Below are 15,258 nucleotides of genomic sequence, written 5' to 3' on the forward strand. Positions count from 1 at the left end.
ATTTTCATCATCTTATTGGAGGGAATGTGATATTCCCTAAAACTACAGATTGCTTTGCACCTGTTGCGCTTGGCACATTACTCGGATTACAATGATGTGTTTCGTTTGCTAAAATTGCAAAGGCGATTGCTTCTTTCGCCTCTGAAGAATAGCCTATATCTTCTTGAATGAATATTGCGCACTTTTCTTCCTTCAATCCATACCGTATCATTTCAACAAGTGTACAATTATAACTGCCACCACCACCTAAAATCACCTCATCGATTTCATAATACGGCAGAATAAACTCCTGATAATGATGAACAATCGATCTTGCTGTAAACATTGTGACAGTCGTCAATATATTTTCTTTACTATGCTTTTCAAACCGCTTCAATAACTCACTTACAAATTCTTCTCCAAACTGTTCTCTACCAGTTGATTTTGGTGGATTCATTGTCAAAAATGAATGGTTCATACAATATGTCAAAATTTCATCTACAACTACTCCCTGTTTTGCAATCTTACCATTTTGATCATATGGCAACTGAAATAACCTTTGACATACTTCATCAATTATCATATTGCCTGGACCAGTATCAAAAGCTATTACGCTCTTATCACTTCGGTGATTTGGTATTACTGTTACATTACCGATCCCGCCAATATTTTGTAGTAGTCTATTTTTAGTTGGATGACGATACAAAATAATCTCTGAATATGGTACAAGTGGTGCACCTTGTCCCCCTGCTGCCATATCCATCGTTCGAAAATTAGAGATAACCGTAGTGTTCGTTTCATATGCTATAACTGCTGGTTCTCCAATTTGCAATGTGGAAGGAATCAAATTACCATATTGCTTTGGCTGATGATAAATCGTTTGTCCGTGAGAACCTATTAAATCTAATTGTTTCAAAGAAAAATTGGCCTCTTTACAAACTTCCTTTACAGCATTGGCAAAACATAAACCGAGCTTGAAATTTAAACTACATATGAGTTGGACATTTGAATTTTCTATTGATAACGATTGTTGTATTTCATTTTTTGTATCATTACAAAATGGAACAGTAGTAAAATGGATAAGTTTGACCTTAGACTCTACACCACTCCCTTCTATATGAACGAGTGCTAGATCTATACCGTCTAACGATGTACCTGACATTATGCCTACAATATACATAACATGCATGACCTCCTATTTACTAAAAAACAATCATGTAAGTTACAAACGTACAACCGATCGAAAATAATATGAATCTAAAAAACAACTGAACTTTCGATGTGAACGATCCATCAATGAAAGAAACAACTACTGTAAGCAAAATACTTGCCGCAATGCTTGTAACGAGCCATATACTATGCATTTGTGATAAATGTAGCATTCTTAATAAAGGTACAAAAAGTAAATTTGCACATATCACTCCAAATAATAATAAAGATACACCTTTATAACTAAATTTTATATTCATTCCATTTCACCCTCTCTGAACTTCATGTGAAAGAAGTGATAGACAACATGCCTATCACTCAAAATAAAATATAAAACTTACGGATTAACAGATTCTCCATCACCATTTTTCTCAATTTCAAGCATGTTTTTGTCGTACATTTTAAAGAATGGTAAATAAATAAGGAATGATATTGTTATGTTTATAAATACGAGTACAATCGCTCTCCAATCCCCACCTGTTGCTAAATATGCACCAATTGGAGCTGGTAATGTCCATGGAGGCATTATATGTGTTGGTGTAACAAACCCCATCGCAGTTGCTGAGTATGCAATAGTTGCTGTTACTAGTGGTGTAATGATAAATGGGATAATTAATATTGGGTTTAGTACAATTGGCAATCCAAAAATAACAGGTTCATTAATATTAAAAATACCAGGCACAATACAAGTTCTTGATAATGCCTTCGAATATTTTGATCGACCAAATACAATCATAGCTAATACAAGCCCTAACGTCGCACCAGAACCACCAATCCATATAAACCATTGGTATAATGGTTCTGGTGAAATGAATGGTAACTGATTTGCGCCACTAGCAACTGCTTCACCATTTTCCCCTAAATATACTTCCCATAATGGCCGGGCAACAGTTCCAACAACTGACACACCATGAATTCCGAATGACCAAAAAAATGTAATTAAAAATACTGGAATGATTACACCGAAGTAACTATCACCAGCTTTTACTAACGGTGCCGCTAATTTATCAACTACATGATGTAAATCAATACTAAAAACGACAGTTACTAAACTCATTAAAATAATAACGAATGCAGCAGGTATAAGTGCTTCAAACGAACGTGAAACAGACGGCGGTACTTGTTCTGGCATTTTAATCATTACATTTTTCGTCTTACAAAATCTTAAAATCTCAACTGATAAAATAGAAACAATCATCGTCACGAATAATCCATGACCACCGAGATTTGTCATCGGAAGCATAAACCCTTTTTTATCAATTAATTCAGGCGTTAATGTTAATAGTAATGAACATACTGCAAGCTGTGCTCCTGATAAAGCATCTAGCTTATAACTTTTCGCTAAATTATACCCTATTCCAAATGCTATATATAAAGACATAATAAACATCGTTAAACGATATGGTATTAATATACTGGTTTGATTCTTTAATGCCCAAACGGATATGAAACTATCTTTCGGTAAAGGTGGAAATGCTACGATTAAAAAGAAACTTCCTACAATAATAAATGGCAAAGCTGAAATAACTCCATCACGGATTGCTTGTAAATGCCTTTGCTCAGAAAGCCTTGCCATCGGTCCAGATAAGTTTTTATCAAGAAACGTGACAAACTTATTCATAACACTTCCCCCTAACTAATTAAATCATTTACAGTTTTTAATAAAGTCGATCCACCAAGCGGCGTATATGCTTGCGGCGGTATGATACCGCATGGAATAGATTCCTCTTCTGCAAATTTTTTTACAGAGTCAAATCGATGTCTTACTTGAGGTGCAACCATTACAACATCCCAACCATTCTTTACTTCTTCCTCTACCTCACTTGTTCCAATTGCATGCACTTCCATGTTCATACCTTTTTTCTCCGCTTCTTTTTTTAAAGCGTTTACAACAATTGCGCTGGACATCCCTCCAGAACAAACGAATAAAACCTTCATTTATTAATCCTCCTATACTTATAATTTATCCCCTTCGAATGAAAGGAAGTTTCACTTTACTAACAAGCATATGAAGTTGTGAAAGAATTTAGTTATGATGAAAGTAAATTTCACTAAAAATATTTCCCCTATTAAATTAATGTTTCAATATGTATTTTTCTCAATTGTAAGAACAACCTCACCTCGGATATCATATTAGTTAACGATATAATAGGGAGGCGTATAAATGATCGTTAAACGTTTATTAATGATATGTTGTATCGTCATCTTTTTTATTCCTTTCTCTTTCATTTCCCCTTACTCTACTTATGCTGAAGTAAATACTACGTACAAAAAGCATGAATTACGCGCTGTATGGATTGCATCAGTTCTTAATATTGATTGGCCCTCAAAAACTGGCTTGCCTATCGAAAAGCAGAAACAAGAATTTATAAGATTGCTAGACGATGTAAAAAGCACAGGTATGAATGCAGTGGTTGTACAAATTAAACCAACCGCTGATGCTTTTTATCCTTCCAATTACGGTCCTTGGTCTGAATACATTACGGGGACACAAGGAAAAGCCCCTGGATATGATCCACTCGCATTTATGATTGAAGAAGCACATAAAAGAAATATAGAATTCCACGCATGGATTAATCCATATCGAATAACGATGAATCACACTGATATAAATCGATTATCGGATAATCACCCTGCAAAACAGCATCCGGATTGGGTTGTACCTTATGGCGGGAAATTATATTACAACCCTGGTATTCCAGAAGTGAAAAAGTTTATAACAGAAGGTGCTTTAGAAATTGTTCAAAATTATGACATTGACGGGCTGCATATGGATGATTATTTTTATCCATATAAAGTAGCGGGTGAACAATTCCCCGATCAAAAAACGTACGAAGCATATAATAACAGTAGATTTACTAATATAGAAGATTGGCGACGTGACAATGTAAATGAACTTGTAAAAGGTTTAAATACAGCTATAAAACAAGAAAAATCATACGTAAAGTTTGGTATAAGTCCGTTCGGCGTATGGCGAAATATAGCTGACGATCCAACTGGCTCTAACACAACTGCAGGTCAAAGAAACTATGATGACCTTTATGCCGATACACGTGAATGGATACAAAAAGGATATATTGACTACATTACACCGCAAATTTATTGGAATATTGGTTTCACACCAGCTGCATATGACATATTAGTAGATTGGTGGGTAAAAGAAACAAATAATAAACCGATTCACCTATACATCGGTCAGGCGGCCTATAAAATTAATAATAATTCTGTCCCCGCTTGGTCTGATCCGGAAGAATATCCAAGACAAATTGCATTAAACCGGTTATATCCTGAGATAAAAGGTAGTATGCATTTTAGCTTAAAAGATATGAATAACAATCCACTAGGAGTTAAAGATAGACTCTCCAAAGACATATATAAACATCCCGCATTAATCCCGCCTATGCCTTGGCTTGATCATGATCCCCCAAAACAACCGACTTTAAAAGGTGCCATTCCAAGAGATGAAGGTATTGCTATAGGTATCATTGATGATAGAGAGAATGACTCTGCTTATTACGCAATTTACCGTGTCAATGGAAAAAATGAAGTAGATATACAAAACCCAAAAAATCTACTTACTACTGTAAGAAAAACAAAACTCGGAGAAATTTATGTAGATAAAACAGCTATTTCTGGAGAAACGTATACGTATGTAGTAACTGCAGTTGATCGATTGCATAATGAAAGTGTTGCATCTAGTAAAACTACAGTTAAAGCAAAATAACATCTAATAAAAAAAGCGCCTTAAAAGCTAAGAACTATAGCTTTAAGGCACTTTTTTTATTTATTCTTAAACTTTTCAGTCGCTGCCCTCATCTTCACATTCAAATCGTGATCAATCGAATCACGAATATCTCGCTCGACTACTTCCATTTCTTTTTGGAAATTTTGCAAGTAGATTTTTAATTCTTCTTCTTTTTCTGGTCGTTGTGAAGGTGGTAATTGTACGACTAAAGATAGCATCGCTGTTAAATCTTTCATTAAAAACGTTTCAAGTTTATGTTGTTGTTCAAACATACGCTGCTCTTGATAATACGGTAAGGCATTTAATACTGAAATTGTAATATCATCAACCGTTCGTTGTAATGCAGGATTTATTGAGCGTTTATACGCTTGAATTGTATTTAATGCATCTGGATATCGATCATAAAAATACAATTTGTAAAACGATAAGTCTGTCGGTTTTACTGTTTGCTGCGTTTCTTGTCTTAAAAAATCTTTTACTTTCATCGCCGCTACATCAATATCTTCATTTGTAAGTTTTTTCGTTGTTTTTGCCATTACATGTACTTTTTTCTGTTTTTCTTTCGGTAACATTGAAAATACTTGCTCTCTCGTACGTTGACCCGATGCACAGAAAAGCGTGTTTAATGTATATTGTTCTTTCTTTCCTTCCGTACGAATCCAGCGATAAAAGAGTGGATGTTGTGTAAATTCTTGTAGAAACGGCAAAGATTTATTCGATAACTTATCTAAAGAATCGTGTGCCCTTTTATATGGTTTCGTCCATGAAAAAAACAGTTTGCGTCCGAAATATACAACTAAAACAACGACAGTAAATGCGATTAAAAGTAATGTACCCAATAGTACTAATACGGTTTGAATGAAACTCATTTTTTCACCTCCTCTAAAAGTCTGTTATTTCCTTGGACGCTGAATGAGTTTTTGTTTCATTTCATCATTAAATGTGTCTAATTCAATTACAAACTTCTTACTTGACTCTATAATACGTTCTGATGATTTCTCAGAAGCTTCAATCGCAGCAAATACGTTTTGGAATGATTCGCGTAATTTATCCATGCTAATTGCAGGATTTTCAAGAAGTTTTGTTGTTTCTTCTGTATTTTGTTTTAATGCTTGTGAGTTACTTAATACCATTGATTCAATTGCTTCATTTGTCGCATTCACTGCATCAATTGTTTTACGCTGATTTGTTAACGCTAGCTGGATAGCAGCTGAAACTGTTACAACGTTTTGCGTCATCGTAATTGCATTACGAATTGCCTCTGTTAACTTTTCATTATTTTTCTTAATAATGTCTACAGATGCGATAGATTGTAATAGTACACTTTTCGCTTGCTGCATATTTCGTGTACGTACTAGAATTTTTTCTAATGCATCGTTAATTAATGGAATATCTCTTTGACGTTCTGGATTTTGTTTCTCAGCTTCCAGCATACCAGCGAGTTTTCTTCCTAAGTATACTTGTTTATCAAGAGCGTGAATTTTATCGTGCGATTGTTCTTTAAGCATTTCAAGACCAACTGTATCTTCTTGTAAGTTGTCACGACCAATTAGAAGGGATCTTATAATCTCTTCAATTTGTTTATCTATAGATTGATATTTATGCACGTATGTTTCAAGTGGATTTTTCTTGAATACTTTAAACATAATTTTCTTCATACCACTTGCTTTTAATGAATTCGGATCAAGCTCTGATACCACTTTTCGTAATTCTAACAATGTATTTGGAATTTCTTCATTCTTTCCATTCATCATCGCTGTTACAGGACGTTTTAATGCTGATAACGTTTGTCCTGCTGCTTGTTGTTCTTTATCCCCTAAATCTCCTAGCTGTGACAATACTTTTGATAAATCCGTATTTTGCTCGCTATTTAATTTTTGTACATAAAGATCAGCTTCTTTATTCAGTTCCTCTAATTCTTGATCTTTTATAACTGTATCCACTACTACTTCTACATTATTATCTTTCACAATGGATACAGGTTCTTTTTTCTCGAGTTCAGTCAACAAAATCGCTCCTTTATTTATATGTGCGAATTTATATGCACTATATTTCATCTATTATATCGTATTTCATATACATTCTAACTGCTTGAAATCGATTTTTTAGAAATGCCTGTTTATGCAGTCATTCCCTGTTTCTTACTATAAGTATACCTGTTCTCAACATTATTTTCCTCAGACTTAAGACCTAGAGAACAACATGCTGAAGGCGGATTCTTCGTATGTTACGTATATAAATTACGTCCTTCCCATCCTACTGTACTCAATCTTTTGACATACAACCTTTTTCAATGTGATAATTATATTACGCTCAATCCTAACTCTTCTTAAGCGCTACAAATGCTCCGTTTTGAAATGCCAATAAGACTGTTTCAAACATTTCATCTTCTTCAATCATTTTTCTAAACTCGGCTAACTCACTTGCATGAGAGGTTGCGTTATCAACAACAAGAAAACCCTTTGGTTGTAAAATGCGTTTTATATGTTCAAGCCACCACATGTATTGCATCCGCTCTGAATCTAGGAAAATAAAATCAAATGAATGATCTAGTTGCACATCTAAAAATGCCCCTGCTTCTTGATTATGAACATCAATCCTTTGTAAAAGATTTGCCTTTTCAAAATTGACAAGTGCCTCTCCAACTCGTTCTGAAGAAAGCTCTACAGTTGTTACATTTCCATTTGTTTCTTCTACCGCGCTAGCTAACCACAATGTAGAATAACCATTAGAAGTTCCAATTTCTAAAATGCGTTTTGCGCTACATCCTTTTACTAAAATTGATAAAAATTGCCCCATCTCACGAGAAATATTCCGTAATTTTTCTTCCCGTGTTTTTTTATTTCGATCATGCTCTTCTCCATATTGTTCAAGTTGAAATAATAATGAATCTAACGTATCCATTCTTTTCATCGCCTTTCCAAGCAATATGATGAAAAAGCTCTTGCTGCCCGTCTACTTTCATTATATGCGAAACGAAATCCTTTTTCTCGTTATATGACAAAGATTTAAATTTTTTTATAGCATATTGTTTCGTTTTTTGGTAAAGTTAATTTCTACGTGCAATTATTCCATTCATACTATTTTTAATTCAATTGCAGTTGTTAAATCATATAAACCCCAATTAAATGAATCGGTATTTCAAATTCAATTAAGCGCCCTTTCCGGACGCATTTTCTTTTGTTTATATATTTCTAGAAGAAAGGATGCTTACAATGAACGTGATTAGCTTAGATGCTGCTCGAAAACGAAAACAGCATAAAAAATTAATGATTACTATACCGATTATTTCACGTATTTATGAAGAAGATGGGGAAATTAAATTTGAAGTAGCAGGCGAAAAAGATGTACCTCTTGAAATGTTAGAGAAATAAAAAAAAGACGCACTTCTAAAGAAATGCGTCTTTTTTTATACAGTTACATTTAAGTGCATAAGTTTTTCAGGATTAACCATCATATAAATATTTGAGATTTTCTCATTCTCAAATGTAAATGAAAGCACATAAGTCACTTTATTATTTACTTTAACAATAACACCTGGGGCACCATTTACCATCTTATAATTAACATTGTACTCTTCCGGGAACTTCTTCCCAATTCCAAAGAATAAACGTATAATTCTATCTGCAGAATAGATTGGATGGATTGCAGTTGTAGCTTTACCACCACCATCCGCTTTTAATATCGCATCTGTTTTTAATACTTCTAATATGCCTTGCGCATCCCCACACTGCAATGATGATACAAATTTCTCCACATAGGCAGCCATCTTCTTCGTACTTAATGTTGAGTGCTTCGGCTTATCCAAAATACTTTTTCGTGCACGTTGAAAGATTTTTCGGCAGTTCGCACTACTCTTATCTACAATTGAAGCGATTTCTTCGTATTCATAACTGAAAACCTCTCTTAATATGAAAACAACTCTCTCTACCTCAGACAATTGTTGTAAAAGTAATAAATATGCCGTAGAAATTGATTCTTTCATTACAAATGACTCTGATGGATCATCAACCTCTTCCACAAATGGCTCTGGCAACCACATTCCGACATATACGTTCCGTTTATGTGCTGCCGAACGTAATTTGTCAATTGAGCGATTTGTTACCATTTTACATAAATAGGCTCTCATATTTTCTATAGATTGAACGTCCTCCATATTATTAAGTGATATAAATACGTCATGGACGATATCTTCAGCATCCATAACACTCCCAAGGATTCTATATGCTAACGAAAATAATAATGATTGATACGTTTCATATAATTGCTCCGTTTCCATGATGAATTGCCTCACTTTCGGATTGCTTTAATATGTGTAACGCTGCACGTTTTCCACTTGCCACCGCAGCATCAGCTAATATTTCATCATGCCCAGCCCAATCTCCTGCAACGTAAACACCTGGCATTCCAGGTATGTTAGGGCCTGGTTTTTCAACACGGTCAATATGAGGAAAATCATATACTACCGTTATTTTCGGTAAATATTGCTGTGCAACAACTTCTCTTTTCCAATTTGGATGTAACAATTCCATTGCATTTTCTAACTGTTCTTTATCTTCTTGAATATGATTCAGCTCTAGTACAGGGTTATGGTATTTAATTAGACTCACTACAATTGATCCATCTTCACTTAATTTAGCTGCTCTCGATTGATTCGTGAAAAATAGAGGTTGATCTAATCCCAATGCAAAATGATGCAAAGGATTCGGTAATTGTTTTAAACCAATATCTAACGCTGCCACGGTCACTTGTATAGATTGTTCACACCATTTTTGCAAACTTGTTCCTTCTGCACCTTTTATAATTTTACAAGCCTCTTTCGGTGGAGTTGTTACAATGACTACACCTGCTTCAAATACTTCATCGTCAAAACATTGTATTCTTTGTTTCCCTTCACAATGCTCTATTTTCAAAACATGCTTTTTAGCCAGAAATTGCACACCACTAGTACTTGCTATATTCCTTAAATTTGTTATTATCGTCTCCCAACCACCATCTACATAAAGTACTCCTTCTTTCATAGAAAGCTGTATTTGCTTTAGTACGGAAGATGCTAATTGTATTGTAGGAGCATACGTATATGTTGTTGTTCGGCATAATGCATAAAATATATTTCGAACCATTGGATCTTTAATTTCATTTTCTGCCCATGTAGTTAGACTCATTTTTGGAACCTTTCCTACATCTAAGTTTCCTAAATGAATCATAAGACGAGCGAACTGAACTTTTGCAGACCATGAAAGTAACGGTGTTGATAAAATAGAGCGAAAATCTGTTGGAATGGTATAAATATTCCCTTTCCATATTCCATGTGCTTTTGTAGATGGGATTCCACCTGGAAGATTTACTCCTAGCTCATTAAAAGTTATAAACGCTTCTCCACCTCTATATAAAGCATGTGCACCAAGATTCATACAAATGCCGTTTTTATTTATAGTCCTCCCTCGACCACCGAAGTGACTGGACTTTTCTAATACAATAACTTTCCTTCCAGCTTTCGCTAAATATATAGATGCTGTTAATCCAGCAAGCCCACCACCAACAATTGCTACATCAAAATGTTTCATAATAAAATCCCTCCTTATCCGTTCTACATACAAGACGAACGATTAACGAGGGATGTGACATTCAGTGATACATAATTTATTTTCTAATCTATTACATGCTGGTGCCAAATTTCACTTTCTTCTTCACTCATCCCTCCTATTACTTTTGAAAAATCTATTTTCCTATCAAATGAGTCTTTTAACATAAAAAATTGTTCAAACGATCCTGTAAATATTTCTAATGATCGAGAACAACAAATCGTTTCAAGGTTATCAATTGTTGCGCCATCTAATTCTAATTCCTTTAGTCCTTTCATTTTACCTAATGCCGATACATCTTTTACCTTTGTATCTGTCAACTTTATATTTTGAATTGACGCATTGTGTCGAAAGCAATATAAATTAGCGATGTCGCTATTTTCAAATTCAATTGTGATTAACTTATTTAAATTTTGCAAAACAAGTAAATCCAATTCACTAACATTCTCTAAACCTAAAATATATAAATGCTTTAAATTATCTACTTTCGAAATCGCGTAGAGCTGCTCATGATTTGAAATATGTACAGAAAGCGATTCTAATTTTTGAAACTGCGGTAGCAACGAAAAATCTTGAATACTAGTATGTGTAATATTTAATTTTTTTAATGATGACATTTCTACAAGTTCCGATAAATTATTTATCTCCGTATTCTTTATATTCATTTCTTGTAAGTGTTTTAGATGTATGATTGGCGTTAAATCTTGAACCGGATTATTAACTAAATATAACTTCTTTAAAGAATTCATTCGTTCTAATCCTGCTAAATCTCGAATTTCATTTCCGGATAAAATTAGTTCTCTCACTTCCGTACACATCTGTAATGGACTAATATCTACTAACCCTTTTCCACCTAAATATAATCTCTTCTCTCTAATAAACCTGTCTGCTCGTTCAGATGCACCCACTATATATCTCCAATTCTCATCTAAACTATCGTACCAATCATTAACGTTATTTTCAGATTGAAATATAAATTGGGGCTGTAAAACAGGTAATTCAATATTAAATAAAGCGTCTAAAAAATGTATATTATCATTAGCACCATAACTCCAATATAAATAATCTTCCTCTTGATGAATGGTGAAATTTTTATTTTTTAGCGTTTGTAAAATAAATAGTAACAAATCTGAAATTCTATTTGCAATTACATATTTCACTTCTTCATCTCGTCCAAAATTAATAACTTGTCCCACTTTCCCCTTTTCATCCGGATCAACATCTATTCCTAAATTGTTACCGCCATAATCTTTACTAATAGGTATCCAATTGTGATTCACATATCTTTCCTTAATATATTCTGTTGGTATTGAAAATGCATCAAAATTAAAAAACGCATCATCTTCAATACTTTTCCATACTCTCCACTCATCCAAAACTTCATCTAACGAGAGAAATGGCAAACCAAAAAACAACCCTGGTCCTGATTTATCCTCACCGTTATGTGCAAGATAAAGATTACGTAATTCATCTGGAAACGCAATTCCCATTTCACTTTCGGCATATTGAATTTCTTCTATTGTTGCAGGTGCATTCAAAAACGGTTGAAAGTAATTTTTTAATTCAACTTCCAACTCTTTTAAAATAGTATGGTTCATTTTCTGCACTCCCCTTGTACTCCAAATTAAAAAAGCGCTATCTTTTACATTAATTGTAATTAATAGCGCCTTTTTTCGCAATGAAACTCTTGTAATTATAGTGCATTCAAACGAACATTTTTATCACTTTACAAACGAAGAGCAGCAACGCTTTCACATTTCAATAACTAGACTCATATCCTAAATTCAAATTGCATGAAAATATAAGAAAGGCGGGTAATACAAATGACTTCTAATATCGACTACACTTCCCCCTCAACTAATTTCACCCATGATTTAAATAAAAGTAATTTTTTTAAGAAAGATGCCCAAAATTATATAAACGTACTTGGCATAAAACAATTAAATACTTTAGAAAATACTTCTTTATTAGATATCTATTTAAGTACAGGAAATGTTGTAGAGCCACATATTCATCAAAATGCAGCTGAACTTGTTTACTGTATTTCAGGATCTGCTGTTGTTACTTTACTTAATCCTTTTACAAACCAAATATTAAACTTACCGATAAAACCAGGGCAAGTTGCCAACATTCCACAAGCGTGGTGGCATTATGAAATTGCTACAGCAGATGGTACTCATTTATTAGCTATTTTCGATGCCCCAACCCCAGAAGTTATTTTTGGTTCTGATATTTTAAGGTTAACCCCCGCTAATATGATGGCTCATACTTACTGTCTCGATGAACAACAATGGAAACAAGCGATATCCCCTATTCAATCCACTACAGTAATTGGTCCTCCAGCAAACTGTAATCAAAATCGAGGAATGATAAACACACCAACTCAACCTCCTAATCCACAACAAAATTTATATTACCAAGATTCATATTATTTCCCTCTTTACTGGGGATATTAATTTATATCATTAAAAGACAATTATTTATCTCCTCGGAAAATACGTAGGAGATTTTTTATTGTATATCCTCCATTCCTATTTTTTATCGTAACAATTAATAGAGTACATACATATAATATTTATATATTTAATTGGAGGTGATAGTACTATGAGTAATTATAACTATCGAAAAAACTACTCTAATAATAAAAATAGTAGTTCATCAGCATCCTCTCAGTCTTCGAATTCTCAATCTTCCAATTCCCAATCGCAAAGAGACTTAGCTGAGCAAGGCTATGTAAAGAAAAAAGGATGTAACTGTAATAAAAACAAATAGTTTATTACTAATTTGAACTATAACATTTCAACGTTCACGATAAATACCTTACTTTCCTTGTATACCATTTATGTAATGGATGAATTCTATTCTTAATAGAATTCATCTTTTTTTTATTTATAGGTAATTTTTTAAACTGCATAACTTATTCCATAAATAACAAAGTATAAATCATACATTTTGATTTTTCTCATATACCAACTTAACAATAAGAAATTTCTCAATTGATTTATCACCTATTTCCCCATAAAATATAGCCCTTCCTAAAAAATTAGGAAGGGCTATATACAGAATACATTACCACAAGTTATTCGATATTAATACCTGCACTTACAAATCCAGCAACTGCAGCTATTGGACTTGCTGCTGTTAATGAAACATATAACAGTATTTTATCTCCAGCAGCTACTGGAATAGCTTCAGGTATGATTCCCGATGCTGTAGCACCAATCGCTATTACAGCAAATGCTGGTGCTAATAATAGAGGTGCTCCCTGTACCGTAAACGTATTACTTGCTGCTGGTGCAGTTAATATTTGTATCTGCACTTGCACAGGTGATAATGGAGCTAATGCAGCTGTTGCACTAAAGAAACCTGCTAACGACGTAATAGTTCCTGCTCGTGGTGCTACAAATGCATAATCACCTATACCTAACGCTAAAGTGATACTAGTTCCACCCGTTAAAGCTATGCCGGGCTGACTAAATCCAAATCCAAGAAGAGTTCCTGTATTAGCTATTAATGCGTTAACTAACGCAGATGGTGTTGTACCTGAAGCGAATGGAATAATAGCTCCGCCACCTGTTGCTCCTGTTGCTCCCGTTGCTCCTGTTGGACCTGTGTCTCCCGTTGGACCCGTTGGACCTGTTGGACCTGTTGCTCCTGTCGGGCCTGTGTCTCCTGTTGGGCCTGTCGCTCCTGTTGCTCCTGTTGCTCCCGTTGGACCTGTTGGGCCTGCTACTCCTGTGTCTCCCGTTGGACCTGTTGGGCCTGTCGCTCCTGTTGCTCCTGTTGGACCTGTTACTCCTGCTCCTGTCGGGCCTGTTGCTCCTGTTGCCCCTGTTGCTCCTGTTGCTCCGCCTCCTGGACCTGTTGGACCTGTTGGGCCTGTTGGGCCACCTCCTGGAGTAGCACCAATTAGTTGAACTAATAAGTTTAATAGAAGTTGTAAGCTTGCAGGATCAATAATTAAAGAGAAGAAGAATGGTGCAAGAGCACTGAAGAATTGTTGTAATAAAGAAAGTAATTGACCTAGGTCTGGGTTAGGAGATTGTAGTAAGTTAATAATACTTTGAATTAATTGTTTTAAGAAATTCCCTTCTGGAGAAGGTGCTAATTCATTTAGTAAGTTCAATAGTTGAGTAAACAAATTGAGTAAAGCTAATCTGTTTGCATCACTTGGATTTGCAAAAAACGCTGCAATAGCCGCAATTAAAGAGTTTAGTAAAGTGATTAATCTTCCTAATTGTTCGCTAGTAATAGGAACCGTTTGTGGATTGTTACAACAATCTGGAGTGAAAACAATCGGATTATTGCAGTTGTTATGACCAAAACAATTGTTATGTGACATTTATTTCCTCCTTACTTATTTTATATTTGAGTGTTTTCCTATTATAAGAACTATAAAATTGTGTATAGGTTTCATTCACTTAAAATAGGAAACATGAATTATAATTAAACCGAAAAAACGATATTTAATTATGTTCATGACTCACATATTAATTATATGTTTTTAATAATTGACTGCTTAGATTAAACACCTAAACTTAAGAGTTTATTTTAATTTTCCACGTTTATCTCTTAGGTCCAAAAGCACATTTTAATTTAAATATTAAAACTAAGCATTTGCATATAACCAACAAGTAACAACACCATCTTTTCAGATAAGTAACAATATCTTTACTAAAATTATGTTCTCTCAATAATTAAGAAGCCGTTTCTATTATAGAAAACTCTCATACAATATAT

At 34.2% G+C, this 15,258-nt stretch carries 14 protein-coding genes; 3 read left to right on the forward strand and 11 right to left on the reverse strand.

The window, feature by feature from the left end:
- Window positions 1-7 precede the first annotated feature (7 nt).
- The 4 genes from anmK to QEP67_RS15695 form a co-directional block, all read right to left on the reverse strand.
- Window positions 8-1,159, reverse strand: coding sequence for an anhydro-N-acetylmuramic acid kinase AnmK (gene anmK, locus QEP67_RS15680; protein WP_016087869.1), 1,152 nt, complete (start codon window positions 1,157-1,159; stop codon window positions 8-10).
- A gap of 22 nt (window positions 1,160-1,181) precedes the next feature.
- Window positions 1,182-1,448, reverse strand: coding sequence for a hypothetical protein (locus tag QEP67_RS15685; protein ID WP_016087870.1), 267 nt, complete (start codon window positions 1,446-1,448; stop codon window positions 1,182-1,184).
- A 77-nt stretch (window positions 1,449-1,525) separates the two neighbouring features.
- Complete coding sequence (locus QEP67_RS15690; protein WP_353706309.1) at window positions 1,526-2,809, reverse strand: PTS sugar transporter subunit IIC; 1,284 nt, start codon at window positions 2,807-2,809, stop codon at window positions 1,526-1,528.
- Between the two features lie 11 nt (window positions 2,810-2,820).
- Window positions 2,821-3,126, reverse strand: a complete 306-nt coding sequence (locus QEP67_RS15695) for a PTS sugar transporter subunit IIB (protein ID WP_016087872.1) — start codon at window positions 3,124-3,126, stop codon at window positions 2,821-2,823.
- A 226-nt stretch (window positions 3,127-3,352) separates the two neighbouring features.
- Here QEP67_RS15695 and QEP67_RS15700 point away from each other — a divergent pair, with 226 nt between their 5' ends.
- Complete coding sequence (locus QEP67_RS15700; protein WP_016087873.1) at window positions 3,353-4,912, forward strand: family 10 glycosylhydrolase; 1,560 nt, start codon at window positions 3,353-3,355, stop codon at window positions 4,910-4,912.
- A gap of 56 nt (window positions 4,913-4,968) precedes the next feature.
- On the opposite strand, the gene QEP67_RS15705 is transcribed toward QEP67_RS15700, so the two are convergent.
- From QEP67_RS15705 to QEP67_RS15715, 3 genes are all read right to left on the reverse strand, one after another.
- Entirely contained in the window at window positions 4,969-5,802 is an 834-nt protein-coding gene (locus tag QEP67_RS15705; RefSeq protein ID WP_016087874.1) for a DUF3974 domain-containing protein, read from the reverse strand.
- A 24-nt stretch (window positions 5,803-5,826) separates the two neighbouring features.
- Window positions 5,827-6,939, reverse strand: coding sequence for a toxic anion resistance protein (locus QEP67_RS15710; protein ID WP_000137410.1), 1,113 nt, complete (start codon window positions 6,937-6,939; stop codon window positions 5,827-5,829).
- Window positions 6,940-7,252: 313 nt separating this feature from the next.
- Window positions 7,253-7,846, reverse strand: a complete 594-nt coding sequence (locus QEP67_RS15715) for a class I SAM-dependent methyltransferase (protein WP_002108299.1) — start codon at window positions 7,844-7,846, stop codon at window positions 7,253-7,255.
- Window positions 7,847-8,148: 302 nt separating this feature from the next.
- Between QEP67_RS15715 and QEP67_RS15720 the strand changes: the two genes are divergently transcribed.
- Window positions 8,149-8,307, forward strand: a complete 159-nt coding sequence (locus tag QEP67_RS15720) for a hypothetical protein (RefSeq protein ID WP_001100983.1) — start codon at window positions 8,149-8,151, stop codon at window positions 8,305-8,307.
- Between the two features lie 35 nt (window positions 8,308-8,342).
- Here QEP67_RS15720 and QEP67_RS15725 read toward each other — a convergent pair whose 3' ends face one another.
- The 3 genes from QEP67_RS15725 to QEP67_RS15735 form a co-directional block, all read right to left on the reverse strand.
- A complete protein-coding gene (locus QEP67_RS15725) occupies window positions 8,343-9,212 on the reverse strand; it encodes a sigma-70 family RNA polymerase sigma factor (RefSeq protein WP_000447167.1) in 870 nt (289 codons plus the stop codon).
- The gene (locus QEP67_RS15730; protein WP_000680074.1) at window positions 9,190-10,500 is read right to left on the reverse strand and encodes an FAD-dependent oxidoreductase; all 1,311 of its coding nucleotides are present in this window, start codon (window positions 10,498-10,500) and stop codon (window positions 9,190-9,192) included. Before QEP67_RS15730 ends, QEP67_RS15725 begins: the two co-directional genes overlap by 23 nt.
- A gap of 83 nt (window positions 10,501-10,583) precedes the next feature.
- Window positions 10,584-12,116 carry an SMI1/KNR4 family protein gene (locus QEP67_RS15735; protein WP_001016922.1) on the reverse strand — a complete coding sequence of 511 codons (1,533 nt, stop codon included), beginning with the start codon at window positions 12,114-12,116 and terminating at the stop codon, window positions 10,584-10,586.
- A gap of 225 nt (window positions 12,117-12,341) precedes the next feature.
- Between QEP67_RS15735 and QEP67_RS15740 the strand changes: the two genes are divergently transcribed.
- Window positions 12,342-12,974 carry a cupin domain-containing protein gene (locus QEP67_RS15740; protein WP_000203234.1) on the forward strand — a complete coding sequence of 211 codons (633 nt, stop codon included), beginning with the start codon at window positions 12,342-12,344 and terminating at the stop codon, window positions 12,972-12,974.
- Window positions 12,975-13,597: 623 nt separating this feature from the next.
- Here the strand turns inward: QEP67_RS15740 and QEP67_RS15745 are convergent.
- Window positions 13,598-14,860 carry an exosporium glycoprotein BclB-related protein gene (locus QEP67_RS15745; RefSeq protein WP_353706310.1) on the reverse strand — a complete coding sequence of 421 codons (1,263 nt, stop codon included), beginning with the start codon at window positions 14,858-14,860 and terminating at the stop codon, window positions 13,598-13,600.
- Window positions 14,861-15,258: the final 398 nt, after the last annotated feature.

The organism is Bacillus cereus group sp. MS39, assembly GCF_040448665.1.
In the GTDB taxonomy this organism is placed as follows: Bacteria; Bacillota; Bacilli; order Bacillales; family Bacillaceae_G; genus Bacillus_A; species Bacillus_A wiedmannii.